Here is a 26,335-nt window from a genome sequence, read left to right on the forward strand (position 1 = left end):
AGGAATCGTCCTACAGTGCGGAAGGTTTAATTATTCTAACTACGCAGTTAACGTCCGACACCGTGGCCGTTATAGCGAACAGGTAACTGCCTGACGTTGACAAGTAACCCATGAGCAGTTTCCTGATCATTTGCGCTCAGCCATTCCAGGCCAACCGGCAGCATCGTGACCGCAGCTACCTGATTGCGGCAAGAGTATCGCTTGGCCCTCAAGGTTTCTGCGCATTACCCTCAGGCTTGTAGCCCAGACGCAGACCGCCCCAGTGGCGTCCCTTGACCATGATCGGGACCGAAAGGTCGTGCATCAGTTCGCCGGTGTCCCGGGTATAAGTCTGCAATAGCACGGGTTGTTGATGGCTGCCACAACGAATGCCCGTGCGGTCATCGAACTTGCGCTTGCTGCGATTTCGCGCGTTGTCCACCGCTGCATCGCCAGTCAGCGGTTGATTGAAAGCGTTGTTGTGCGTGGGCACGTAGCCCTGCTGCGTGCAGGCGATAGCGAAGACCAGACCTTCATGGCGGGCCAGCAAAGGCTCCTGCAAGCCGGGCAATACTTGATCGGTGTAGCGGTCGAAGCGTGTATTGAAACGCGTCGGCGAGGTGTTGGCGATCGGCTTGTATTGGCGATCGAACAGGTCATCCAGGCTGACGTGGCCGCGCTCGATGTCAGCTTCGAATTTCGCTGCGATCTGCAGGGCGCCTTCTCGGGCAAGGTCATAGATGCGCTGGTGATAATCATCCAGGCCCACTTGCGCCAGACGCTGGCTGATGGTTTCGGCCTGACCTTCCATCTGCACGGCCGCGTGCGCCAGATTGCGGGTCTGCTCGTCGCTGACTGCAAGGTCGCTGCGCATGTGCTCAACCGCTGCGAACAGACTGGCCAGTTGGACCTGATTGGTCTGCGCGCCCTGGGCAATTTCACTCACCTGGCTTTCAACCTCGACGGCAAGCCGGGCGATGTTTTCGAGATGTTGACCGGTGGTTTCCACCTGCTCCACGCCAGCGTCAAGATCGGCGGACAACTGGCGTATCTGCTCGACAACCTGACTGGTGCGTTGCTGGATATCAGCCACCATCTGGCCTACTTCCTGGGTAGCGCTGGCGGTACGGCCCGCCAGGCCTCGCACTTCATCTGCCACCACGGCAAAGCCGCGCCCATGCTCACCCGCCCGGGCAGCTTCAATCGCGGCGTTGAGGGCCAGCAGATTGGTCTGGCTGGCGATGGACTGAATGACCAGAGTCACTCGCTGGATTTCTTCGCTGCGCTGACTCAGGGCTTCGATCAGTTCGCGACTGCCCACGGCCCGTTTGCTCAACTGATGCATGCGCTGGATGGATTCGTTCAGTACGCCTGAACCGGCGTCACTCTTCTCACGCGCCTGACTGGCGGCGGTGAGGGCTTGCTGACTCAATTGCGCCGTCTGTTGCTCGGTGGCGATCATCACATCAGCGCTGCTGACGACCTGTTCGGCAGCGTCCAACTGCGACTGCACCTTGCCTGCCAGCTGGCGTACCGAAAATGCGACTTGAGCCGCCGAGAGCGCGTTGTGACTGGTCGTATGAGAAAGATCGCGGGTCAGACGAACAATGGCGCTGTCGTCGGTTTCGATCAGGTTCACCGCAAGGTCTTTGCGTGACAGATGCGGCAACCAGACCAGCAGCAGAACAACGGGAAACGCTACATAAGGGGTCAGGCCGAAATAGAGTACGGCGGCAAGCAACGCACACAGCAAAATGCTCTGCAGTAGTGGAAGACCCCACCTGGCCAGCAAACTGTCTGCCACGAATGAGCGCTCGGCCATGTTGCGTTACCTCGTTAGTCTTATCGTTGTTTTCCTCATTAAACGCTAGATAACGGCTAAGTGCCATGAGCCATTAGTTGTAACAGCCGATGCAAGGCTGTTCGCAGGCACCTCACTAAATCGCAGGCACAAGAAAACCGGGAAGCCATTACTGGCCTCCCGGTTCCGGTCACGCAACCCTGCTACCCGAGAATCAGGCCTGGCGTTGGTGCTTGTCTATCTGCTCGTGGCGCTCTTGTGCCTCGATGCAATACTTGGTGGTCGGGCTGATCAGCAGGCGCTTGAGGCCAATCGGCTCGCCACTGTCGTCGCACCAGCCAAAGGTGTCGTCGGCAATACGCGACAACGCCATCTCCAGCTGTGGAAGCATGCGCTGATCACGGTCGATCACATTGACCAGCCAGTGACGCTCTTCTTCAACAGAAGCGGCATCAGCAGGGTCGGCAGGCGTATCCAGGCTTTCGATCGCAATACGGCTCTGCTCGATTCGCTCGTGGATTTCGACCTTCATGCCCTGTAGCAGCTCGACGAAGAAAGCGTGCTGCTCGGCGTTCATGTAGTCATCGGCCGGCATGGCCAGCAACTTTTCCTTTGTCATTTATTTCTCTATAAAAAAACGTGCATTGAGGAGCGGCTCAACGTTGCCGTACAAGCGCCATATTCTCCAAGCGCCACCTGGCACTCAATTTACGAGGGGCGGCAGTCTAAGGCCGGCTTGCAGACACGGCAACACAATTGAAGGAATTTTGTACAACAATCGCGGCATGGCCCCGTAAAATGGGGCTTGACGCTGCCCTTACCTTGGCTTGATCAGGGTCTGACATACATTAAACCCATCAGTTCCAGCTCCGTCGGATGCACAAAAGGGCCTGAAAAGGCCCTTTGTGCGTTGCCAACGATTCAGCGTTTGGTCTTGCGCTTGTTACGGTACTGGTCGATCACTACCGCGACCACAATGATCAGACCTTTGATAATGTCCTGAACGTAGGCATCCACCCCGACAAACGTAAACCCGCTGGCCATGACGCCGAGGATCAGTGCCCCGATGACAGTGCCGGTGATGCGCCCTACTCCGCCAGCAAGACTGGTGCCGCCGATGACCGCAGCGGCAATCGCGTCCAGCTCGTAGGACATGCCCATGCCTGCCTGACCGGTGGCCGCCCTTGCCGACGCCACGACCCCAGCCAGCCCGGCCAACAGGCCGGCAATGCTGTAAACGATCACCAGGTGGCGCTTGACGTTGATCCCCGAGGTGCGGGCCGCCTGCATGTTGCCGCCGATGGCGTAGGTGTATTTCCCGTACTTGGTATAGCGCAAGGCGATGTGGAAAATCACCGCCACCACCAGAAAGATGATCACCGGCATGGCGCCCTGGCCGATGGCCGTGTAGGAGTCGGACAGCATGCTGACCGGCTGGCCCTCGGTATAAAAGCGCGCCAGACCACGGGCCGATACCATCATCCCCAACGTGGCAATAAAAGGCGGGATACCGGTAATCGCAATGATACTGCCGTTGATTGCGCCCGCCAGCAGCCCGACGCCCAGCCCGACTACCACCGGTATCCAGACAGGCAGATCGGTCAGAGACGGGAACACTGCGCGGGAAAAATCCGATGTCTGCGCAAGGCTTGCGGCAATCATCGCTGACAGCGCCAGCACCGAACCGGATGACAGGTCGATCCCGGTGGTGATGATCACTTGCGTCACACCAATTGCCAGCAGACCGATGATCGAGACTTGCAGAATCATCAGCACCAGCCGCTGGGAATTGGCCAGAAAACTCTGATCCCGGACAATCCATCCCAACAGTTCGAACACCAGGCCGATGCCAATCAGTACCAGAAAAATACTCAGCTCGGTCGGCAGCCGCCGTTTGCTCTTGTTTGGCGCCAGGGCCGGTTTGTTCTGCAGGATTGCGTTGCTCATGTTGTTACCCTCTTGTTCTTCTCTGACGTCGGACCGGTTTTCACCGCTCAGCGGTGGTGGTGACCAGAAGCCAGGTGCATGACTTTTTCCTGGGTGGCTTCACTGCGCGCAAGAATCCCCATCATTTCGCCTTCGTGCATGACCATGACCCGGTCGCTCATGCCCAACACTTCGGGCAGTTCTGACGAGATCATGATGACGGCCATGCCTTCGCTGGCCAGCGCAGAAATAAGACGATAGATCTCCGCTTTGGCCCCGACATCAATACCCCGAGTCGGTTCGTCGAGTATGAGGACACGCGGGTTGGTCATCAGCCAGCGGGCCAATAGCGCCTTCTGCTGGTTGCCGCCCGACAGCGTATCGATGCATTGCTCAAGGGATGGCGTTTTGACGCGCAGCTTCTTGCACATGTCTTCACACAAGGCACGCAACGCTTTCTGCTTGACGAAGCCATTACCGGCGTAATTGGCCAGAACCGCCATTTCCATGTTTTCCATGACCGACAGGCAGGGAAACAGCCCGGTCAACTTGCGGTCCTCGGTCAACAAGGCAAAACCCAGCTCGATGGCCTTGTGCGGGTCGCCGACGCGAACCGTTGTACCGTCGAGTTGAATCTCGCCACCGTCACTGGGCGTGATGCCAAACAGCGTCTCCGCAACATTGGTGCGGCCCGAGCCCATCAAACCGGCAATGCCAAGGATCTCTCCGGCCCGCAAGTCGAATGAAACGTCCTGGAAAATGCCGTTCAGACTCAGGTTGCGCACCGAGAGCAACAGGTCACCGGCCGGTTTCTCCCGTTCAGGGAACAGCTGGCTCAGTTCGCGCCCGACCATCATTGATATCAGGCTGTCGCCATCCATGCTATCTGCGCGCTGCAGCCCGATATAGCGGCCGTCACGAAACACGGCCACTTCGTCTGCTATCTCGAAGACTTCGTTCATCTTGTGGGTGATATAGATAATGCCTTTGCCCTGGGCACGCAGGTCGGCAATGATCGAGAACAGATGGGCGACTTCAGTCTCGGTGATGGCCGACGTCGGCTCATCCATGATCAAGACGTCCGAGTTGTATGAAACAGCCTTGGCAATCTCGACCATCTGCCGTTCGGCAATGCTCAGGGTGCCCACCAGTTCCTCTGGATCAAGCTTGATGCGCAGGCGCTGCAGTAGCTCGGCCGTGCAGCGAAACATTTCCTTGTGATCGACCATGTGCAGGCTGTTGAGCTGCTCGCGACCGATCCAGATGTTTTCGGCGATGCTCATGAACGGCATCAGGTTCAGCTCCTGATGGATCATGGCGATCCCCGCCTGCAAGGCCGAAAGCGGGGTTTCGAACTTGATCGGTTGGCCCCGCAGGCGTATTTCACCTGCGTCAGGCTGGTAGATGCCGGCGATGATTTTCATCAAGGTCGATTTGCCAGCGCCATTCTCGCCCATCAGGGCCAGCACGCTGCCAGGGCGGACCCGCAATTGCACATCGTCGAGCGCGATGACGCCGGGGAAACCCTTGCTGATATTGCTGATTTCCAGCAAATACGGCGATTGAGCGTCAGGTGTCTCGCTGGCTGCACGACCGGAAGAAAGGTCGCGCTGGATGGGCGTAGTGGCGGTGGCTGAACCAGGCATGATCACAAGCTCCTCAAGCGGCAGGCCATGGCGCGGACGCCAGGCCTGACCACTGTTCTCATTTGAAGGTGTCGACGTTTTCAGGCGTGATCAAACGATAGGGAATGACGATTGCCTGAGGCTCGACCTTTTCCTTTTTGGCCATTTTCACTGCGGCATCGATGGCACCATCAGCCTGCCCTTTGGCGTCCTGATAGACCGAAACGGTCAGATCGCCTTTTTTCACCGCGTTGAGACCGTCAGGTGTGCCATCGACACCGGCAACGAATACCGTGCCAGCCTTGGTTCCCGCCTGTTTCAACGCCATGGCAGCACCAATCGCCATCTCGTCATTGTTCGCCAGAACAGCATTGAACGCCTTGCCTTGAGTGATCCAGTCGTTGGTCAGGTCCATGCCTTTCTGGCGCAGCCAGATACCTGTCTGTTCCTGGTCGATCTTGATATTCGGGTACTTGGCCAGAACTTCCTTGATGCCTTTGGTGCGGTTCTGCGTGGAGTTGTTGGCCAGATCGCCCAACAGGATCATCACACTGCCTTTGCCGTTCATCTTGTCGGCTATGTACTGCATCTGCAGACGCCCGGCCTCCATGTCATCAGAGGTGACGGTGGCGACGCCTGCCGGTAGCTTGAGGTCATCCGGGCGACGATTGACGTATACCAGCGGGATACCGGCGGCCACGGCAGCCTTGGTGATGCGGGCGGTGGCGGCGGTGTCGACGGGATTGACGATCAGCGCGTCGACCTTCTTGCCAATCAGCTCCTGCACCTGGTCGAGCTGTTTGTTCACGTCCGCGCGGGCATCGACAAATTGCAGATCAACACCGTCGGGCAAGGTCTTGGCCTTGGCCTTCATGTCTTCGCGCAGGTAAGTAAGCCAGGTGTCGTCGAATTGCGACATCGCAACCCCGACCTTGATATCAGCCAGAGCCGCGCCGCTGCAGAGCATCAGTGCCAGGGAGAGTGAAGTAAAACGAAGCGTGGTCTTCATGAAGGTCTGTCTCCAAATTCTTGTTGTTGTTCGGACTTGGTAACGACGTAGCGATGAAGCAGATCAGCGATCCAGGCGGACGCCTGTTGCGCCAGGCATACAGAACAGCAGAGCATCCTTGTGTTGCACGCACATGCCACGGCCAACGACCGTCAGGCATTTTTCCATGAACTGAATCCAGAACGACGAGGGGGCAGGAGACTTGGCAGCAAGGCCAGAAGTGGGGGTTTTCATCGACGGTACCTATCTTGGTTTTGCCAGGTTTTGTTTTTATTGGTGTTTTTACCCGGTTTTCAGACGAATCTGACAGACCGGATGATTCGATAGTCGGTAACCTGAAAACGACTGTATTGGGAAATATTTTCTAATTCAACCAGTTTTAGAATTTAATTATAATTTCTTATGCAAGCGTACACTCAGCGTCGCGATTGGCAGCATTACACTGGAGCCGACGGGAGCAATCTACTGTTGTCTGGAGTACAGGGAGGGAATCTCGGCTTGGCCGTTGGTGCTCAGGACCCGGCTTTTTTTGCTGGATCCCTGCTCAGTGGAAATCGGGCGATGGAAATAACTGAGCTGGTCGAACGCCGCGAACGAATGGCCCCAAGCGGCATGCCTGTCCGATCTAATAAACGTGCTGACGCACATGGTGAACGAAAGTCGCATAGTCACTGCGAAAGGTGCAGGATGGCGTGATGCCGCAGCATGCATCACGCCATGGGCAAGTCAGTGTCCAGTAATTGCCCTGCAGCGCGACATGTCGACTATGTCTTCGCTACACTTCTTAAGCTCATCATCAGCTCCATGAAGTGCTTTTTCAGACCACGAAACGGTTAACCAACTGATTCAGGTTGATCGCCAGTTTTGACATCTCACCACATGCACTGGCTGTCTGGCTTGCTCCCGCAGCACTCTGAGTTGCGAGCTCGCGAATACTGACCAGGTTTCGGTCCACCTCACGAGCAACGTGAGACTGCTCCTCAGAAGCTGTGGCGATCATAAGATTACGTTCATTGATCTGAACAATGGCCGTTGATATCTGATCCAGGGAGGTGCTGGCCTCCCGGGCGACGCCAAGCGATTCGGTCGCAAGATCTCTGCTGATATTCATTGCTTTCACCGCCAGATCAGAGTCGTTCTGAATGGCGGCGATCATCTGCTCGATTTCCTGAGTCGACACTTGGGTTCGATGAGCCAAAGCCCTGACTTCGTCAGCCACCACCGCAAACCCGCGACCTTGTTCGCCTGCTCGTGCCGCCTCGATAGCCGCGTTCAAAGCCAGCAGGTTGGTTTGCTCGGCAATCGCCCGAATCACTTCGACAACCTTGGTGATGCTCTGAGCGCGATCCGACAATCCCTGAATCTGGTTACTCGTATCTTCTACGTTACCGTTCAGCTTTTGAATGGACGTCAATGTCTGAGCCACTCGCGCCAGGCCTACCTCGGTATAGCCCTGTGTCTTCTTCGACTCGATGGAAGCCGACTCCGCGTTGCGAGCGACCTCATCCACGGCCGCACTCATCTCAGTGACAGCGGTTGCCGCCTGATTGACCTCGTCATTCTGGGCAACAAGCCCACGACTCGACTCTTCAGTGACCGCAGTCATCTCCTCAGAAGCAGAGGCCAACTGAGTAGATGAATCTGATATCTGCATGATTGTGGCGCGCAGGTTTGCCTGCATCTGCGCCAGCGCTTTCAACAGTCGGCCTGCTTCATCAGTACCACTGACCAAAACCTCCCGGGAGAGATCGCTGGCAGCGATACGCTCTGCGACAAACAGGGCGTCGTTGATCGGAGATGTAATGCTTTTTGTCAGCAGTAATGCCAAACCAATTGTCAGGATGACGACGCCAGTGATAAGACCGACAACCAGCCAGAAGCCATTGTTATAGAGATCGGTAGCGTTCTGCCCAGCCCGCGCTGCGCCCTCGTTGTTGTAGTTGGTCAGATCCTTGACCTGCCCCTCCATCATATTCGTCAGAGGGCGGATGCCTGTGCTTACCAGATTGACTGCCGCAGCTATATCGCCCTGCCTCATCATCGGCTCGAGAAGATCCAATTGCCTGGCATAGGCATCAGCGCTGTTCTTCACCGGCGTATAAAACGAGCGTTCCTGTTCGTTCGCTATGAGCGGTTCATAATTTGCCACCGCATCGGTGAACACTTTCCGGTAGCCAGCGAAGCTATCGATGGTCTTCTGGATCGATTGGGGGTCAGCAAGACCACGCTGTGTTTCGAGCCTCAAACGAAGAGTTGCGGTGTTCATCAAGGCCGTTTGTCGGATACTGGCCATCCAATTCAGTTCGACGTCTTTTTCGGCGTCCCTCAGCTTGCCCATTTGCAGCACTGCAAACGTGCCGAGCACAAAAACCAGTGCGATTATCAACGCGAAAAACAGGGCGGCACGTGGGGCAACATTGAGATTTCTAAGGCGCATACAGGATTCCTGCTTTCCGGCGAAGGGTTGATACGTTCAACACGCTATCGACTCAATGCCGAAAACTTTAGGCGTACTCGCCGAAAGACATGGCACTAGGCCACAACCGTCACAAAACAGTGGTAGGCAATGCTGACGAAAATGCCCTGACCGGAATGGACGCTATTTACAGGGCAGGAAGGTTCTGTGCGCACACCCGAACGCCCGGGCCCCACAAGGAGAACCGGCCGGAAAAAGAACGGCCACGGGGCCTGATGATGACTCAGAGAATGACGACTATGCCGTCTCTGGCACTGCGCCGGGCTGCGTCCAGAATGACTGTGGAAGCCACCGCGTCGTGCGGATTAACGGGGTTGCTACCCTGCGCATCAACGGCGTCTTGCAACTGTCGATAGAATTCGAGCCAGCAGCCTCGCTCAGAAGGCACGCGCTCACGATGATCACCCTGCTCGAACCAGCCCCAGCGGCGATGCTCCTCCACGCCCCAGCGCTCACCCTCGGACCGTGGCGTCAGACCGGCGAATGCTGCGGCCTCCTGCCCATCAAGCCCTTCAACGCTGTAACAACCCTGTGAGCCACCGACCCGAAAGCGTGGCCGCGGACTGCTCTGCAGACAACTGCCAGACAAGTGCGAGATCACGCCACTGGCATGCGTCAGCGCCACAAAAAACGTGTGGTCGAGTTCAGTGTCCGGCGCTGCGAAGGCCAATTCCGCGTAGACCCGCTCGACCGGACCGAACAGCACCAGCGCCTGATCCACCAAGTGGCTGCCCAGGTCTCGCAACATCCCGCCGCCGCTTTCCTTGCCCACAGACCTGGGCGAATAGCGCTCGATGCTGGACTCGAACCGGCTGATATCACCCAGCACCTGACCCTCAATCAACTTGCGCACGGTGAGAAAGTCCGAATCCCAGCGCCGGTTCTGGTACACGCTGAGCAGCACGCCGCGCCGCTCGGCCGCCTCTACCAACTCACGCGCCTGTGCAGCATCAGGCGCGAATGGTTTGTCGCTGACTACACCTGCGCCCAGTTCGATGGCTTCGAGAATCAGGGCGCGCCGCGATGCCAGCGGCGTGGAGATCACCACCACATCCACACCCGCAGCGACCAGCTCGGCCAGCGTATCGAAGGTTGCGACACCCGGATGATCACTGGCTACCTCGCGCTTGCGCTCGGGCGACCGGGTCACGACGCCCACAAAGGTCGCGCCGGGCAAGCTCGAAATCAACGTCGAATGAAAGTAACGGCCGCCTTTGCCGTAGCCCACCAATCCTGTTCGCATGTCGTTCTCCTGTGGTTCGTGGCCAGGCCAAACCTTGAGCCATTCATGAATTGCCACGGACTGTGACGAGCCTGCCTGCAAGGGGTTCAGCCGTAGAAAGCAGGACGCCGGTCCAGCGTGACCGGAACGATCGCTGCGCTGCCTTGCGCCTCGATGCACGCATCGGCAGCCACCGCAGCGGCGTAGCCGTCCCAGGCCGATGGCCCGGTCAGTGTGCCAGCGACGACGCCATCGATGAAGGCCTGAAGCTCGACGTCGTAAGCACCGATGAAACGGTCTTTCCAGTCCATCAGGATGGCGTTTGACAGCTTGGCCTCGCTGCGCAATTGCACCTGCGAGGGCTCTGGCAATTTGGCGATGCCGGTTTCACCGACTACTTCGCACTGAATGTCGTAACCATACTGGCAATTGACGAAGATTTCGACGTCAATGCGTGTGCCTTTGGCCGTCTCCAGCATGACAATCTGCGGATCGCGCATGTGCGCCAAGGCCTTGCTGGTCTTGCGCGGGAACACCACCTGGACCGACACGTAATCATCGTTGAGCAGCCAGCGCAGCACGTCGAGCTCGTGGATGAGGGTGTCGGTGATCGCCATGTCTGTTTTGTAGTTTTCGCCCACACGCGGGTTGCGGTGCGCGCAATGCAACATCAGTGGCTCGCCGATCTGGCCGCTGTCGATCACTGACTTGAGCGCCCGATAGCCGTGGTCGTAAGGCCGCATGAATCCGACCTGGACCAGACGCCTGCCACTGGCAATTTCGGCATCGACAATGCGCCGACAGCCTTCAGCCGTGACCGCCAGCGGCTTCTCGCAGAATACCGGCTTACCGGCTGCTATAGCCGCCAGTACAAACTCTTCGTGGCTCGGCCCCCACGAACAGACCAGTACTGCCTCGACATCCGGGGCTGCGATCAGCGCATGGCCATCGGCATAGACCTCGGCGGTAATGCCGAGATCGCTGATGACTTTCGCCGACTGCGCCAGATTGATGTCGGTCACAGCGACGACCTGACTGCCCAACAATGTCTTGCTGCAACGCCGGATATGGTCCTGACCGATTGCGCCGGTACCGATCACGCCTAATTTCAATGCCATTTCGTTATTCCTGTCCGAATGTGTGATGGGGTCTGAACAAACCAGCAACGATCAATACTGACGAGCCTTGGCAAGCTCACGGGTAAGCGCGTCGTAGACTTTGGCTGTGGCACCGGAAGTCGACACCTCGGCCACCCCCACTCGCCACCACGACAGGTAGTTGTGAATCATGGTCTTGGGCAGAACCTTGATATCGATGAGCGTCGACACTGTCTGGCGCTGCGCGTCCAGCAGCGCCTCGAGCAGTTGTTCGGCTGTGGTGACCTTGTAGGTCTTGCAGCCATAGGCCGCCGCGCTCATGGCAAAATCCACCGGTACAAAATCGCCATCGAGCTTGCCGGTCTGCGCATTTCGGAACCGGAACTCGGTGCCGAAGCTGCCCATGCCGTTGCCCATCTGCAAATTGTTGATGCACCCGAACGTCATGTTGTCCAGCAGCACGACGTTGATCTTGCGGCGCTCCTGAATCGAGGTCGCCAGTTCGGAATGCAGCATCATGTAGGAGCCGTCGCCCACCAGCGCGAAGACCTCTCGATCTGGCGCCGCCAGTTTCACGCCCAGTGCGGCGTTTACCTCATAGCCCATGCACGAGTAACCATACTCGACGTGGTAGGTTTCCACCCCGGTGCTGCGCCAGGCACGCTGCAAGTCACCCGGAAGACTGCCCGCCGCCGCGACGATCACGGCATCGGCTGGCACGCTGTTATTGAGAATGCCCAGCACACGACTCTGGGTCAGGCAAGAACCGGTCAGCTCGATGAATTCACGCAGCACCGCCGGGTTCAGAGCATCGTTGATTTCCGGAATGAAGCCGTCGGCCTGGTACTCGACCGCATAGACCCGCTCGACCTCGGCATCCAGTTCAGCGCGAGCCGAACGCGGCACATCGCCCCAGGCGGCTCGATAATCACGGGTCTGCAACTGCTCGGTCAGCAGTTCCAGCGCCAGTTGCGCGTCTGCCAGCACCTGAACGCCATCCAGCTTCTGCGCATCGAAGGCACTGACGTTGAGGTTAAGAAACTGCACCTCGGGGTTCTGAAACAACCATTTGGACGCAGTGGTGAAATCGCTGTAGCGAGTGCCGACGCCGATAATCAGGTCCGCCTGGCTGGCCAGTTGATTGGCCGCTACGGTACCGGTTTCGCCAATGCCGCCCATGTTCAGCGGGTGTGCCGAGACGATCGCGCTCTTGCCTGCCTGGGTTTCGGCGAAAGGGATGCCGAACCGCTCCGCAAACGCCTGCAACGCTCGCGCGGCACCCGAATAACGCACGCCGCCTCCACAGATCAACAAGGGTTTACGCTTGCCTGCCAGCAACGTCAGCGCATCGTCGAGCATGGCCTTGCTGGGCGGACGGCGATCGATGCGGTGCACGCGCTTTTGCAGGAAGCTGTCGGGATAATCGTAGGCCTCGGCCTGGACGTCCTGAGGCAGGGCCAGCGTTACTGCGCCGGTATCGGCAGGATCAGTCAGCACACGCATGGCATTGAGTGCGGCACTCATCAGTTGCTCGGGGCGGTTGATCCGATCCCAGTATTTGCTGACCGCCTTGAACGCATCGTTGGTGCTGATGCTCAGGTCATGGAACTGCTCGATCTGTTGCAACACCGGGTCCGGCTGGCGGCTGGCGTAGACATCGCCAGGCAGCAGCAACAGCGGGATACGGTTGGCTGACGCCGTGGCTGCCGCCGTGATCATATTGGCAGCCCCCGGCCCGACAGATGAGGTGCAGGCGTAGATCTGTCGACGCAGATGCTGCTTGGCGAAACCGATGGCCGCGTGGCACATGCCTTGTTCATTACGGCCTTGATGGACAACCAGGTCGCCACTGTCCTGCTCAAGCGCCTGCCCAAGCCCGAGTACGTTGCCATGACCGAAAATAGTGAATACACCGGCAACGAATTTGGTCTGTACGCCATCGATTTCGACGTACTGGTTATCAAGGAATTTGACCAGGGCCTGAGCCATGGTGAGTCGAGTGGTCGTTGTACTCATACTTGCACCTTATAGTTGTTTTAGGTGACCGGTACCGCTGTGGAAATCGGGGTGACGTGCAAAAAACGCTGGTCAGTGATCAACGGAAACAACGCGCGACAAGTGCGCCATGCTTGCGGATACAGCGCCAGGAATGTCATCAAGCGCGTGAACGCTGTCGGCAAATGGCTCGAACGACAGATGCCCCTGATAACCACTGGCCAGCAAGCGCTCGATCTGCGCAGCATTACCCAGAATATCCCCCTCCCCGACCAACACACGATGCGCATCACGAATCGTGTTGAGGGGGGCCAAGGCATCCTCGACACCCGAGATGTGCACCAGCCCGGTCAGCTCGGGAAACAGTTCGACTTCGCCCGCCAGATGGTGATGAAAGGTGTCATGTACCAGACGATATACATCCAGCCCGCCGATGGTTTTGATAGCCTCGACCGCCTGACGTTTGAAACGCAACGAGCACTCCTCGAAACCCAACGGCTCAACGAAACCCAGGATGCCGTGTTCGCGAAGGATCGGTGCGAGCGCCGTCAACGCTGTACGCAGTTCAGATGCTCGCTGCGCAATGCTGCGAGGATCGGCACGGTCATTCAACGGGCATAACACGAGTGCCTGCGCGCCACAGTCACGGGCGTACTGCGCCAGGGCCGTTGCCTGGTGACGGCGTTCTTCGTTCCAGACATCGAACGGATACAGCGCATTGATCGACAGCACCTGCAGCCCACGGGCGTCACACTGATCACGCACCACCTGCGGGGCGGTGCCGTCTTCGATCTCGACACCTTTGAGGTCGTTGCGAATCTCGACCGCATCGGCGCCAAGCGTGACGGCCAGATCCAGAAAATCGACCAGTGACAGACGCGGTGCAACCATTCGGTTCAGGGCAAAACGCAGACGCTGTTTCATTGTTATTGTTCTCCACACCGTGATGATGACAGCAGGCTATTTGGCCGTCGGCATACTGAACTCGGGGCCTTTTGCGATGCTGTCAGGCCAGCGCTGCATGACGCTTTTGTAACGGCTGTAGAAGCGCAGCCCCTCTTCACCGTAGGCATGGTGATCGCCGAACAGTGAACGCTTCCAGCCACCGAACGAATGCCAGGCCATGGGCACAGGGATCGGCACATTGATCCCGACCATACCGACCTTGATGGTACGGGCGAACGCACGGGCCACGCCGCCATCGCTGGTGAAGCACGACACGCCGTTGCCGAATTCATGGGCGTTGATCAATTCCACCGCGCTGGCGAAATCCGCCACATGAACGATGCCCAGCACAGGGCCAAAAATTTCCTCTTTATAGATCTGCATGTCCGGCGTCACGTTGTCGAACAACGTCGCGCCCACGAAAAAACCCTGCTCGGCACCCGGCACGCTGAAATTGCGCCCATCGACGATAAGCTTCGCCCCCTCCTTGACGCCCTGATCGATAAACCCCTCGACCTTGGCCTTGTGCACCGCTGTCACCAGTGGCCCCATGTCGGAATCGGCATTCATGCCATTGCCCACTTTGAGCTGATCGATGCGTGGCAACAGCTTGTCGATCAACCGCTGCCCGACGTCACCCACCACAACGGCCACAGAAATCGCCATGCAACGCTCGCCAGCCGAACCGTAAGCGGCACCGATCAGTGCATCGGCCGCCTGATCCAGGTCAGCGTCAGGCATCACGATCATGTGGTTCTTGGCCCCACCCAACGCCTGCACGCGCTTGCCCTGAGCGGTGCCCTGCTGGTGGATGTATTCGGCAATCGGCGTTGATCCCACAAAGGAAATCGCCTCGATATCGGGATGTTGCAGCAGCGCATCGACTGCCACCTTGTCGCCCTGCACCACGCTGAATACGCCGTCTGGCAGACCTGCTTCCTTCAACAGTCGCGCCATCAGCAGGCTGGCCGATGGGTCACGCTCGGACGGTTTGAGGATGAAGCAATTGCCGGTGACCAGAGCCATGGGGATCATCCACAGCGGCACCATGACCGGAAAGTTGAACGGCGTAACACCCGCGCACACGCCCAACGGCTGACGCAGGTTCCAGTTATCGATACCACCACCGATGTTGTCGCTGAAATCGCTCTTCAGAAGGCTCGGTGCGCCGCAGGCAAATTCGACGATCTCGATGCCGCGCACCACTTCGCCGCGGGCGTCCGACAAGACCTTGCCGTGCTCGCGGCAGATGATTTGCGCCAGTTCCTCATGGTGTTCGTCCAGCAACGCCTTGAACTTGAACATCACGCGCGCGCGACGCAATGACGACTGATCGGCCCAGGCCGGGAACGCAGCCTTCGCTGCGACGACTGCTTCATCGACGGTTTTCAGACTGGCCAGCGCAACACGTGCCTGAACACTGCCCAGAGCCGGGTTGAAGACATCGCTGTAGCGCTCGCCGTCGCCGTTATGCAACTGTCCGTTTATGTAATGGCCGATCACCGGTGACTCGCTCATCTGAAGGACTCCAAGGCTTGAAAGGGTTAAAGGTCCAGCAGCCAACTGTGCTGCGGATCGTTGTGAAACTGCCAGGCACGCTTAGGGCCGGCCATCACATTCAAATAGTAGGACTCGTAGCCGTACGGCACGGTGACCGGGTGATAACCCTTGGGCACCGTCACGAGGTCGTTGTTTTCCACCGCCATGGCCTGATCGATACTGCGATCGTCGGTGTAGACGCGTTGGAACACGAAGCCCTGAGGCGGGTTGACCTGGTGATAGTAGGTTTCTTCGAGAAAGCTCTCGTGCGGCAGGTTATCCAGATCATGCTTGTGCGGCGGGTAGCTGGAGGAATGACCAGAGGGCGTGCGCACCTCGACCACCAGCAGCGAATGGGCCAATTCGGTGTCCGGCAGGATGTCGCACACGTAACGGGTATTGGCACCTTTGCCCCGCACACTGCGCTTCATGCTGTCCGGAGTGATCAGGCGGGCCGGAGCCAACTTCCCGGTATCGCCAGGCGCCTTGCACACGGCCACATGCGCAGGTCCCATCGCGGTAAACAGCGCCTGACTGTGGGGCGGCAAGTAAACGGCAAACGGCGACTTTTCCTCAAATACCGAATGCCTGTCACCGATATTCTTCCACTCGAATGCACCCTGCCCTGGCGCTTCACCGCTGACGCTGGTGTGGCCCGAGAGCAGTACTACGCATAGCTCGTTATCTTCGGCATCCACAGAGAGTTGCTCGCCAGCTTCGAGGCGATAGGCGGCAAAGTTCACATACTCCAGTGCCCCTGTGGGCAGCGCGACGATGTCTCGCCCATGTGCATTACTTTTAGTCAAAAGACTCATTGTTCAATCCTCCTTATCGAGCATCGACCAGCAATTGGCGCAGCGTGTCGTAGCCCTTTTTGGCATAGGCGTAACTGGGCGCCACTGCTGGATCCTGTTCGGCCTCGACAACCAGCCAGCCGGTGTAATGGGCCTGCAACAGCACCTTGAGCAGGGCCGAGAAATCAATATCGCCATCACCTGGCACAGTAAAGGTGCCATTGATGATGCAATCCGGAAAACTCCAGAGGTTGTTGCGTGCCAACTGCACCACCGGTTTGCGGACATCCTTGAAGTGCACATGGCAGACACGCGCGATGTGCTTGCTCAACACCTCAAGCGGCTCACCGCCACCCATGTAGCAGTGACCCGAATCGAACAGCAGACCGACCTCGGGTCCGGTCAATGACATCAAGCGATCAATATCCTGCGGTGATTCGATATAGGCACCCATGTGATGGTGATACGCCAGGCGCACACCGCGCGACAACGTGAAACGGGCAAGCTCGGTCAGTTTGTCAGCGTAGTCACGCCAGGCATCGTCAGTATGAAAACGCGGTCGTTCGACCAAAGGAATGCGTTGCCCCTGGATCGAGTCAGCCACTTCGCCGTACACCAGAACAGAGGCGCCATTCTGCGCGAGCAATTCAACGTGTGACTCGATGGCCTGGATTTCTTCGGCAACCGTACGGCGGGCCAAACGACTGGAATACCAACCGGACACCAGCGCCAGGTCGTAGGGACGCAGTACGTCGCCCACACCCTTTGCATCCCGGGGGAATTTGCCATTGAGTTCGAATCCTTCGTAGCCGATGCTCTTGCCTTCGCTCAGCGCTGTGCTCAGCGGAGTTTCACCGCCCAGTGCTGGCAAGTCGTCGTTGCTCCAGGAGATCGGGTTGATGCCGATGCGGATAGGGGGTACGGAAGCGGGCATGGCTGCACCTTTTTTGTTGTTATCACGGCGTCAATGACAGTGGGATTCAGGCGCGACTTTCACGCCAGGACTCGATCAACCAGTTGAACGTGCTCTGCACACGGGCAACCAGCGTCGCGTCGTCGATCTCGCCGGCCATCCAGGCCCGACTCGGCTCGCGAAAAATCGTCCGCCCAACGGCAAAACCCTGGCAGGTCTGGCTGTGGCGAGCCTCGGCAAACCCCGCTGCCAGATCCTCGACCGGAGCATTGAGCCCCAACAGCACGACACCACGGCAATACGGATCACGTTCGAGAATCAGCGCATCCAGTTGCTGCCAGACGGCAGCCGTCTGCGCTTCGATTTTCCACCACGCCGGGTAGATGCCAAGGTTGTACAGACGCTTGAGTGCGCGGAGCATGACGTCCGGGTGTTTGGAGGGATGATCCTTGGGCGGAATTATTTCCAGCAGCAACTCGTGCCCGCTGACTTTGGACGCCTCGTACACTGCCCTGATCTGGGCTTCCTGTTCCAGGCGCAGCATGGGCTCGTCGTCCGGGTGATATTGCACCAGGCACTTGATGACCTGTTCCTGCGGCCAGTTGATCAGGTTGCTGCCAATGGAGCGGCCATGTTCGAACGCCAACGGCCGGGAGCCCTGAACTTCAACGGGACGCGCCACCCACCAGCCGCGACCGGTCGCGGCATTCAACGCGTCCTGACCAAAGCGCTGATCGGCAAGCAGACCGACATCAGCCTCGATCGCACGTTCGCGCAGATCGCTTTCTACCCGTTCGACTGCCTGTACGAAGAGTTGCTTGAGCTGGCCGATGCTGCTCAGGTCGCGACCAGCCTGCTGTGCGAGCTCGACCAACTGTCCACGGTGATCAAACGCGAAAATGAACAATTGGCGCCACTGTTTGCGGGGCACACTGACCTGATGCAAACGCTGCAGAACGGCGTCCTGGTCGGGCCGAGTAATAGGCTCCTGACTGTTCAGCAGATATTCGAGTTCGGCAGGTGTCGGCATGGCAGGCGCACACGCGTGCCGCGACACCACCAGCCCGCCGCAGGCATTGGCCAACTGGCAGCAACGTTCATCACTGGCATCCTTGAGCCAGCCACTGAGAAAGCCGGACATGAATGCATCGCCAGCGCCCAGCACATTGAGCACCTCGACCCGCACACCGGGATAAACGGCGCCGTCTTCAAGGCGTGACGGGATGGCCCCATGAATGACCGTGCAACCCTGCGGACCCAGCTTGACCACCAGGGTCGCGGCGGTGAGTTCACGGACAGTACGCAACGCGGTCAGCAAATCGGTGTGGCCGCCAGCAATCAGAAACTCCTCTTCGGTACCGACGATCAGGTCGAAACGCGGAAGAATCCGCTGCACATGCTCACTGACCTTCTGATCGGCGATAAAGCGGGTTTCGCCATCCGATTTGCCTGCCAACCCCCAGAGCACCGGCCGATAATCGATATCGAGAACTCGATGAACATGATGCTTTTCGGCGTAATCGAGCGCCTGAATACTGGCTTTGAAGACTTGATCAGTCGAAAAATGGGTACCGGTGATCAGCAGCGCCTTGCTTGAGGCGATCTGCTGCTCATTGATGTCTTCGGCACGCAACGCCATGTCGGCGCAGTTCTCGCGGTAAAACACCAGGGGAAAGGTCTCGCGGTCCTTCAGACCCAGCAGCACCATTGCGGTGAGACGCTCGGGATCGCGCTTGATTGCGCTGACGTCGCAGCCTTCACGCGCCAGTGACTCCACCAGAAAACGGCCCATGTGGTCATCACCAACGCGACTGAGCATGGCGGACCTGAGCCCTAGCCTCGCGGTACCGAACGCGATATTCGCGGAGGATCCGCCGAGGTACTTGGCGAAGCTTGAGACATCTTCCAGGCGGGCACCGACCTGCTGCGCATAGAGGTCGACGCCCAAGCGTCCGAGGCAAATCAGATCCAACTGACGCCCAGTGGCAAAGCGTGTCTGGCCCATGGTGGCTCCTGTTATTTTTATCAGCCTGCATCGCGTGCCTTGGTCGCACGCATTGCCTTTGTGCATGCAGCCTAAAACGTCGCGCAGCATCAATCAATATTTATTCTATAATTTTTTAATGTGGAATATATTTTCCATAGCGCAACGCCAAGTGCTGGCACAATGGGCGGGCAGGTGCGATATAGTTGGCATTCCTGCCAAAAGCAGCCTCTATTGTCTGAGGCCACCGCAACCCTCCGGTGCGCCGCAAAGAACAAGCAGAAAGGATTGAATATGACCAGCGCCGATCACCCATCCCTCCCGGACACGAGTGTCGACATGCCGCCGTCCAGTGCCGAAGGGTTGCTGCGCCTGATCACAGACGAATACGACAGCCTGCCCCGCCAGCTCAAACGCATCGCCAGCTACATGAGCCAGCAAAGCGACCGGATCATGGTTGATCGCATCAGCGATATTGCCCGCGAGTGTGAAGTCCATCCCTCAGCGATTGTGCGGTTTTCCCAACGCTTCGGCTTCAGCGGCTTCAGTGAGATGCAGGCGCTGTTTCGGGAGGCCTATACCCACAAGACCACGCCAGTACAGAACTACCAACAGCGCATCCGCAGCATGATCGCCAACAAGTCGCAGAAAGCCAACGGTGGAGACCTTGCGCGCGAATGCGTGAACGCCACCCTCTCCGGCCTGGAGCGCCTGGGTGCGGATCTGGACGACGAGGAATTCGAAAAGGCCGTGGATCTGGTGGTCAACGCCGACAATATTTACGTGGTGGGCGTACGCCGCTCATTCGCCGTGGCGGATTATCTGGTCTACAACCTGCAGCACACCAACAAGCGCATCCACCTGATTTCAGGTCTCGGTGGCAGTTACCGTGAGCAGATGCGCAGTGTGCGGGCCAATGACCTGGTGATCGCGATCAGCTTCACACCTTATGGCAAGGAAACCCAGCACTGCCTGCGCATCGCCCAGCATCACCAGGCCAAGACGCTGATCATTACTGACAGCAACCTGTCCCCGCTGGCCAAGCGCGCCAACTCTGTACTGCTGGTCAACGAAGGCAGCTCATTCGCCTTCCGCTCCCTGAGCGCAACGCTGTGCCTGTGTCAGGCGTTGTTCATCGCTGTCGCGTACCGCCTGGAACTCAAGGTGGATGAAATACACGAGCAGGTCGGTTTCGACGACTGACTGGCAGCGCTGGTGTGAGCCACAGCGATGCGAACCCCAGAAAGTTCGCGCCGCCGATCTTCACGATTTGATTCGATTATCATCTCGCTGCTGGTTCTTCGCATTCATCGCCTTCGCACGCTTTTCGAGGACCAGATACACCACCAGCGCCAGCATCAGCGGCATCAGGAAGTAGATAGCGCGGTAGCCGATCAGGGCGGCCAGCAAGCTGCCCTTGGAAAACTGATGGGCCAGCAAAGTGATGAATACCGTCTCCAGCACACCCAGCCCCGCCGGAATGTGTGTAATAACCCCGGCGATACTGCTGATCAGCAAGACACCCAGAATTGCCGGGTAAAAGGCGCTGTCAGGCAACAGCGTGTAGATTACCGCAGCCATCAGCGACCAGTTCAGGGCGCCCAGACTGGCTTGCATCAGTGCCTGCTTCATGGAAGGCAGGTTGAACTCCTGATCGCGAATGGTCCAGGAACGCCGTTTGGAAAAACGACACGCCAGCAGGTACGCGAAGCACACGGCCAGCAGACCGAAGCCGATCATTTGCAAGGTTCCGGTGCCAATCGACCACTCTTTTGGCAACTCCAGAAAACGCATCGAGAACACGAAGCCTGCCAGCAACATGTAACCCAGCCAGTTAGTGATGAGACTCAAGCTCAAAATACGCGTGATAGTCGACACGTCCAGTCCCAGCCGTGAATACAGACGGTAGCGCAGCGCAATACCGCCCACCCATGAACTCAGGTTGAGGTTGAACGCATAACAGACAAACGTCACCGGCACGATCTGCTGAATCGACAACTTGTGGCCCGTATAAAAGCGCGCCAGTACGTCGAAACAGCAATAGGTCAGGTAGCTGCCTAACGCCACAACCGCCGCAATCAAAAGCGTGCTGGCCTTATAGGACGCCAGCGCCTGCTTGACCTCTTGCCAGTCTAGATTCTTGACCAACAAGAACAGCAGGACCGGTACGGCCACAAAAAAGAACACGTTGAAGGCCCGCTTCGCCCACTTCCACTTGTTGCTCTTCCCGCTCTGGGGCGATGCGCTCGCAGCCTCAGTCATGATGTTTTCTCCTGATCCATTTCCCGGCTGGCCTGTTGCTGCTCGATGACCTTGGCTTCCGGCACCACATCCCCCGCCCGCAGCGGCTTCAAGCGCATGCCGTGAACCGGGAACAACCCGGCAATCGCCGGAAAACGCCGCAGAAAAAAGAAGCTCAATACAATCATCGGCGCACGCCACCACTGGCCACGTGCGGCCCCCTTCAGGCTGATCTGAATACTGTGCGCAGCTGCCAGTTCCATCAGATGGTTCTGCAACCGATCATTGAGGTCCTGGTCGCGAATGAACAGGTTGGCTTCCAGGTTCAACGCGAGGCTCAACGGATCAAGATTACTGGAACCCACTGTGGACCAGTCCTGATCGATCAGCGCAACCTTGCCGTGCAACGCGCGCTGCTTGTACTCATGAATGATCACGCCGTCACGCAGCAGGTAGGTGTAAGTCAGGCGCGAACAGACCCGCACGAATGGCATGTCCGGCTTGCCTTGCAGGATCATGGTGACCTTGACGCCACGACGCGAGGCGTTGCGCAGCTCGCGCAAAAAACGATAACTGGGGAAGAAGTAGGCATTGGCAATCGTGATCCGCTGTTTCGCCTCACGAATGGCCTTCAGGTACTGCTCTTCGATGTCGGTGGTGTGATCACTGTTGTCACGCTCGGCCAGCATCATGGATGCGCTGCCAGCCGGTTCCAGCTTGAGGGGGATCCGGGGCAGTTTTTCCCGAACGACGTCACTGAGCATGTGCAACGCACTGCGGTGAATATCACCGACGATAGGACCACGCACCAGCACAGCATAATCCTGCTTGGCGGTCAGGCCGGTGTCAGTCATGTGATCGACGCTGTAATTGATACCGCCAATGAAGCCCAGTTCTCCGTCAACCACTACCACCTTGCGGTGCAAACGCCGGAACAGATTGGTCCGCATGCCCATGAATCGCGGGCGTGGATCGAACAACTGAATCTGCACGCCTGCGTCGATCATGGCACGGACAAAAGCCGAACTCAGGTCACATGTGCCGTAGTCATCTACCGTAATAACCACATTGGCGCCATTGTTCGCGGCCTCGATCACTGCTTGCTGAAGGCCAACCCCGATACGGTCCTCAAATATGATGAACGTCTCGATCAGCACTTCAGTGCGCGCCGCCCTGATGCACTCAAACACCCGGGTGAAGAAATCCTCACCGTTGATCAGCAGTTCCACTGAATTGCCGTCGCGCCACTGCCCTGTCGGGTTGTTCATAAGGTCACCTCCACCGCCAGCGGTGCATGATCGGAAAGATGGGACCAAGGTCGGTTGGATAACACTTTCGGTCTGTGAGTGGTTGCGTTGCGTACATAGATGCGGTCCAGCCTGAATAGCGGCCAACGTGCCGGGAAGCTTTTCGCCGGTGCGCCAAAGCGCTCTACGAATGCCTCGTGCAACCCGGTCCCCTCAAGCAGCGCATCGGCCCGTTGACGCCAGTCATTGAAGTCGCCGGCGACAATCACCGGCGCGCCAACAGGGAGGCGATGAATCAGTTCAGCGAGCAACCTGAGTTGCTCGCGGCGATGGCTCTCCATCAGCCCCAGATGCACACAGACAGCGTGCACTTCCCCGTATTCCGGAACGTCCAGAACGCAATGCAGCAAACCGCGCTGCTCGGTCCCGTGAATCGAAATATCGAGGTTTTCATGACGAATGATGGGGTACTTGGAAAGCAACGCATTGCCGTGGTCGCCATCGGGGTACACCGCATTGCGACCATAGGCGAAGTCGCTCCACATGCTGTCAGCCAGGAATTCGTACTGAGAAATGGTCGGCCAATCCTTCACCTTGCGTGCATGACTCTGATGCTCGCCATGCACCTCCTGAAGAAACACAACGTCAGCAGACACGCTGCGCACCGCCTCGCGGAGCTCAGGAAGAATGAAGCGGCGATTGAAAATGCCGAAGCCCATATGCATGTTCATGGTCAGTACATTCAGCGAAATACTGGCCGACACCGGCGCTTGCTGGCCGATTGACGTATTGGCACTGGTCAAGACTGACTCCTGGATGAATATTCACCTCATATGAAGCCGCCCGTTAACGCAGGTTCCCTGCCTTCTTGGCATCGGTAGCTGATTGCTCTGTCGGCCAGAGTTTTCCGGCTCTCAAGGCTTTGCGGCTCACGATTACAGTCAAGTCTGCGAGGCCCGGGCCGATATATCGGTGATGCGCAGCTGACGTTCAGGCGAGCACAAGAAGACAGCTGCAATGACACCGAACAGTGAAGAAAGCTGGCAACCGGCACAAAATAGTTGGCCAGGGATGAAACGCACAAAGCCGGACGGGTTCTGAGACTGAATGGCTGGCCCGTAAGCTATAACGAGACAAGGAATTCAATTGTGGATGCACCCTCCTCGCAGCGTTACACGTCCAGAGCACGTTGGTTCCACTGGGTGATGGCAGCACTGATCGTGCTGGCCTACACGTTGATTCTCAGCCGTACCCAGTTCGGACGTGGCTCGGAATACCGTACCCTGGTGGTGCAGAGCCACTTCTGGGTCGGCATCCTGGTCCTTGTGATGGCTTTTTTTCGGGTTGCTGAGCGGCGGCGCCACCATCCACCGGCAATCACGCCCCCATTGGAAGGTCTGCTGCGCGTGGCCGCCACGGTTTCGCACTACGCACTTTATGCGTTTCTGTTCACACAGCCGATACTCGGCATGTTGACGGTGATGATCGAAAAAGGGGCGTTACCGATTCCGCTGATCGATGCGCAGATACCTTGGCCGTTTGCGACATCCGGGCGCACGGCCGAGTACTTTGAAGACCTGCACAAGCTGTTGGGCTCTATCTTCTATTACATTATCGGTCTGCATGTGATCGCGGCGGTCTGGCACCACTGGGTGCGCAAGGACAATACGCTCAAGCGTATGGTGTAGGCTGGCTTCAAGGGCTGTGCATCAGCCCTTGAGCAGATTCGGGACGTTAATACGCCCCAGGAAAACTACTGGGCTGATAACACCCGTGCCAGCGTGGCCTTCGCCTTGCCCATCCCGTCGTGCAGCGCCTGCTCGATTTCCGCCATTGTGATGATCGCGCTCGATTTGCCAGCGGCCGGGTTGACCACCAGCGCAAGACAAGCGTAATCCAGCTCCAGCTCACGAGCCAGCGCCGCCTCAGGCATACCTGTCATTCCGACGATATCGCAGCCATCGCGCTCAAGCCGCGCAACCTCGGCTGCTGTTTCCAGACGTGGACCCTGCGTGCAGGCATACACGCCCTGGCCACTGAACGCACAACCTTCAGCGGTGAGCGCAGCGATCAGACGGTCACGCAACGCTTCGCTGTACGGAAAGCTGAAATCGATATGCGTGACGTGGTCCAGATCATCGGCAAAGAAGGTGTGCTCGCGACCACTGGTGTAGTCGATCAGGTCATGAGGCACGCAAAAGTGCCCGGTGCCCATCGCCGGATGAATACCACCCACAGCATTGACCGCAAGAATCGCCTCGGCGCCCGCCTGCTTGAGCGCCCACAGGTTGGCCCGGTAGTTCACCTGATGAGGTGGCAAACGATGCGGATGACCGTGACGGGCCAGAAACATCACTTCACGACCGGCATATTCACCCATCTGGATCTCGCCAGAAGGCGCGCCATAGGGTGTGTTCATGGGCAGCGACTGGCGGATATTGAGTCCGTCGAGTTGGGTCAGGCCCGTGCCGCCAATAATCGCGTAAACAGTCATTGCAGATCCTTAGTCGATCAATTGAGCAGTACGCAGCGCCTGAAGCGCCGCCAGCCAGCGGGGGTGCTGTCGATAATCCGTGCAGGCATGAACGTTGCCACGCATCCGGGCAATACGCGCCGAAGGTCTGACCTTCATGCGCTGGACCGCAGTGAGCGCCAGCTCTGCTGCACCGCGGTCGTTGCAGACCAGGCCCATGTCGCAGCCAGCGGTCAGCGCGGCCTCGATTCGGCTTGCGGCATCACCGACCACATGAGCGCCCGCCATGGACAGATCATCACTGAAAATAACCCCGTCAAATTTCAATTCGTCGCGCAGGATGTCCTGCAGCCAGCGACGCGAGAATCCCGCCGGTTGTGAATCGACTTTCGGATAAATGACGTGTGCAGGCATGACAGCCGCCAGCTGTTGGCTCAAACGTGCGAACGGTACCAGGTCATTGGCGCGAATCTGCTCCAGGCTGCGTTCATCGGTCGGGATGGCAACATGCGAATCGGCCTCTGCCCAGCCATGGCCGGGAAAATGTTTGCCCGTGGCGGCCATACCTGCAGCGTTCATGCCTTTGATGAATGCACCTGCCAGGAGCGCAGCACGCTCCGGATCACCCTCGAAAGCACGCGTACCGACTACCGCGCTGCGCTGGTAATCCAGGTCCAGCACCGGCGCGAAGCTCAAGTCGAGCCCCACCGCCAGCACCTCTGTAGCCATCAGCCAGCCGCAATGCTCGGCCAACGTCACCGAGTCCGGCTTTTCTGCGATGGAACGCATCGCCGGCAGACGCACGAAACCCTGGCGCAAGCGCTGAACGCGACCGCCTTCCTGGTCCACGGCCAGCAGCAGGTCTGGACGAAGGGCGCGAATCGACGCGCTCAGTTCACGGACTTGACGGGGATGCTCGATGTTTCGAGCGAAAATGATAAGACCGCCCACTTCGGGCTGCCGCAGAAACTGACGGTCTTCGCTGGTCAGCCACGTACCGGCGACATCGACCATCAGGGAGCCATTGAGGCCAGAACTCATAGAAAAACCCTTACACACCAGTGCCCAT

22 protein-coding genes are annotated in these 26,335 nt (G+C 58.1%); 2 read left to right on the forward strand and 20 right to left on the reverse strand.

Annotated features, from left to right (window positions below):
* Positions 1-208: 208 nt before the first annotated feature.
* The 15 genes from KDX37_RS03920 to KDX37_RS03990 form a co-directional block, all read right to left on the reverse strand.
* Complete coding sequence (locus KDX37_RS03920) at positions 209-1,801, reverse strand: methyl-accepting chemotaxis protein (protein WP_231651369.1); 1,593 nt, start codon at positions 1,799-1,801, stop codon at positions 209-211.
* Between the two features lie 193 nt (positions 1,802-1,994).
* Positions 1,995-2,399, reverse strand: a complete 405-nt coding sequence (locus tag KDX37_RS03925) for a TraR/DksA family transcriptional regulator (protein ID WP_002554078.1) — start codon at positions 2,397-2,399, stop codon at positions 1,995-1,997.
* Positions 2,400-2,701: 302 nt separating this feature from the next.
* Positions 2,702-3,727, reverse strand: a complete 1,026-nt coding sequence (locus tag KDX37_RS03930; RefSeq protein ID WP_231651370.1) for an ABC transporter permease — start codon at positions 3,725-3,727, stop codon at positions 2,702-2,704.
* 47 nt (positions 3,728-3,774) lie between these two features.
* On the reverse strand, positions 3,775-5,352 hold the full coding sequence (locus tag KDX37_RS03935; protein WP_231651371.1) for a sugar ABC transporter ATP-binding protein: 1,578 nt from the start codon (positions 5,350-5,352) through the stop codon (positions 3,775-3,777).
* 58 nt (positions 5,353-5,410) lie between these two features.
* Complete coding sequence (locus tag KDX37_RS03940) at positions 5,411-6,340, reverse strand: sugar ABC transporter substrate-binding protein (protein WP_231651372.1); 930 nt, start codon at positions 6,338-6,340, stop codon at positions 5,411-5,413.
* 63 nt (positions 6,341-6,403) lie between these two features.
* Positions 6,404-6,574 (reverse strand): hypothetical protein, encoded by a 171-nt coding sequence (locus tag KDX37_RS03945; protein ID WP_231651373.1) that lies wholly within the window; start codon positions 6,572-6,574, stop codon positions 6,404-6,406.
* A gap of 583 nt (positions 6,575-7,157) precedes the next feature.
* The gene (locus KDX37_RS03950; RefSeq protein ID WP_231651374.1) at positions 7,158-8,777 is read right to left on the reverse strand and encodes a methyl-accepting chemotaxis protein; all 1,620 of its coding nucleotides are present in this window, start codon (positions 8,775-8,777) and stop codon (positions 7,158-7,160) included.
* Positions 8,778-9,039: 262 nt separating this feature from the next.
* The gene (locus KDX37_RS03955; protein ID WP_231651375.1) at positions 9,040-10,059 is read right to left on the reverse strand and encodes a Gfo/Idh/MocA family protein; all 1,020 of its coding nucleotides are present in this window, start codon (positions 10,057-10,059) and stop codon (positions 9,040-9,042) included.
* 86 nt (positions 10,060-10,145) lie between these two features.
* Entirely contained in the window at positions 10,146-11,156 is a 1,011-nt protein-coding gene (locus KDX37_RS03960; RefSeq protein ID WP_231651376.1) for a Gfo/Idh/MocA family protein, read from the reverse strand.
* Between the two features lie 51 nt (positions 11,157-11,207).
* Positions 11,208-13,151: a 3D-(3,5/4)-trihydroxycyclohexane-1,2-dione acylhydrolase (decyclizing) gene (gene iolD, locus KDX37_RS03965; RefSeq protein WP_231651377.1), complete on the reverse strand. Its 1,944-nt coding sequence runs from the start codon at positions 13,149-13,151 to the stop codon at positions 11,208-11,210.
* Positions 13,152-13,223: 72 nt separating this feature from the next.
* Entirely contained in the window at positions 13,224-14,054 is an 831-nt protein-coding gene (locus tag KDX37_RS03970) for a TIM barrel protein (protein WP_231651378.1), read from the reverse strand.
* Positions 14,055-14,090: 36 nt separating this feature from the next.
* The gene (locus KDX37_RS03975; protein WP_231651379.1) at positions 14,091-15,593 is read right to left on the reverse strand and encodes a CoA-acylating methylmalonate-semialdehyde dehydrogenase; all 1,503 of its coding nucleotides are present in this window, start codon (positions 15,591-15,593) and stop codon (positions 14,091-14,093) included.
* Positions 15,594-15,619: 26 nt separating this feature from the next.
* On the reverse strand, positions 15,620-16,429 hold the full coding sequence (gene iolB, locus KDX37_RS03980) for a 5-deoxy-glucuronate isomerase (protein WP_231651380.1): 810 nt from the start codon (positions 16,427-16,429) through the stop codon (positions 15,620-15,622).
* Positions 16,430-16,442: 13 nt separating this feature from the next.
* The gene (iolE, locus tag KDX37_RS03985; protein WP_231651381.1) at positions 16,443-17,342 is read right to left on the reverse strand and encodes a myo-inosose-2 dehydratase; all 900 of its coding nucleotides are present in this window, start codon (positions 17,340-17,342) and stop codon (positions 16,443-16,445) included.
* A gap of 46 nt (positions 17,343-17,388) precedes the next feature.
* Positions 17,389-19,326 (reverse strand): bifunctional 5-dehydro-2-deoxygluconokinase/5-dehydro-2-deoxyphosphogluconate aldolase, encoded by a 1,938-nt coding sequence (locus KDX37_RS03990; RefSeq protein WP_231651382.1) that lies wholly within the window; start codon positions 19,324-19,326, stop codon positions 17,389-17,391.
* 273 nt (positions 19,327-19,599) lie between these two features.
* Here KDX37_RS03990 and KDX37_RS03995 point away from each other — a divergent pair, with 273 nt between their 5' ends.
* Positions 19,600-20,508 carry a MurR/RpiR family transcriptional regulator gene (locus tag KDX37_RS03995; protein ID WP_231651383.1) on the forward strand — a complete coding sequence of 303 codons (909 nt, stop codon included), beginning with the start codon at positions 19,600-19,602 and terminating at the stop codon, positions 20,506-20,508.
* Between the two features lie 60 nt (positions 20,509-20,568).
* On the opposite strand, the gene KDX37_RS04000 is transcribed toward KDX37_RS03995, so the two are convergent.
* The 3 genes from KDX37_RS04000 to KDX37_RS04010 are packed head-to-tail and all read right to left on the reverse strand — an operon-like array spanning position 20,569 to position 23,524.
* Positions 20,569-21,567: a lysylphosphatidylglycerol synthase domain-containing protein gene (locus tag KDX37_RS04000; RefSeq protein ID WP_231651384.1), complete on the reverse strand. Its 999-nt coding sequence runs from the start codon at positions 21,565-21,567 to the stop codon at positions 20,569-20,571.
* Complete coding sequence (gene clsB, locus KDX37_RS04005; protein ID WP_231651385.1) at positions 21,564-22,814, reverse strand: cardiolipin synthase ClsB; 1,251 nt, start codon at positions 22,812-22,814, stop codon at positions 21,564-21,566. The genes KDX37_RS04000 and clsB overlap by 4 nt, the downstream gene beginning before the upstream one ends.
* Positions 22,811-23,524, reverse strand: a complete 714-nt coding sequence (locus tag KDX37_RS04010; protein ID WP_406641496.1) for an endonuclease/exonuclease/phosphatase family protein — start codon at positions 23,522-23,524, stop codon at positions 22,811-22,813. Before KDX37_RS04010 ends, clsB begins: the two co-directional genes overlap by 4 nt.
* Positions 23,525-23,941: 417 nt before the next feature.
* Here KDX37_RS04010 and KDX37_RS04015 point away from each other — a divergent pair, with 417 nt between their 5' ends.
* Positions 23,942-24,481, forward strand: a complete 540-nt coding sequence (locus tag KDX37_RS04015; RefSeq protein ID WP_231651387.1) for a cytochrome b — start codon at positions 23,942-23,944, stop codon at positions 24,479-24,481.
* A gap of 65 nt (positions 24,482-24,546) precedes the next feature.
* Here KDX37_RS04015 and KDX37_RS04020 read toward each other — a convergent pair whose 3' ends face one another.
* Positions 24,547-25,287, reverse strand: coding sequence for an S-methyl-5'-thioinosine phosphorylase (locus KDX37_RS04020; protein WP_231651388.1), 741 nt, complete (start codon positions 25,285-25,287; stop codon positions 24,547-24,549).
* A gap of 9 nt (positions 25,288-25,296) precedes the next feature.
* Entirely contained in the window at positions 25,297-26,307 is a 1,011-nt protein-coding gene (gene nagZ, locus KDX37_RS04025; RefSeq protein ID WP_231651577.1) for a beta-N-acetylhexosaminidase, read from the reverse strand.
* Positions 26,308-26,335: the final 28 nt, after the last annotated feature.

The sequence above is a fragment of the Pseudomonas californiensis genome (assembly GCF_021147775.1).
GTDB lineage: Bacteria > Pseudomonadota > Gammaproteobacteria > Pseudomonadales > Pseudomonadaceae > Aquipseudomonas > Aquipseudomonas californiensis.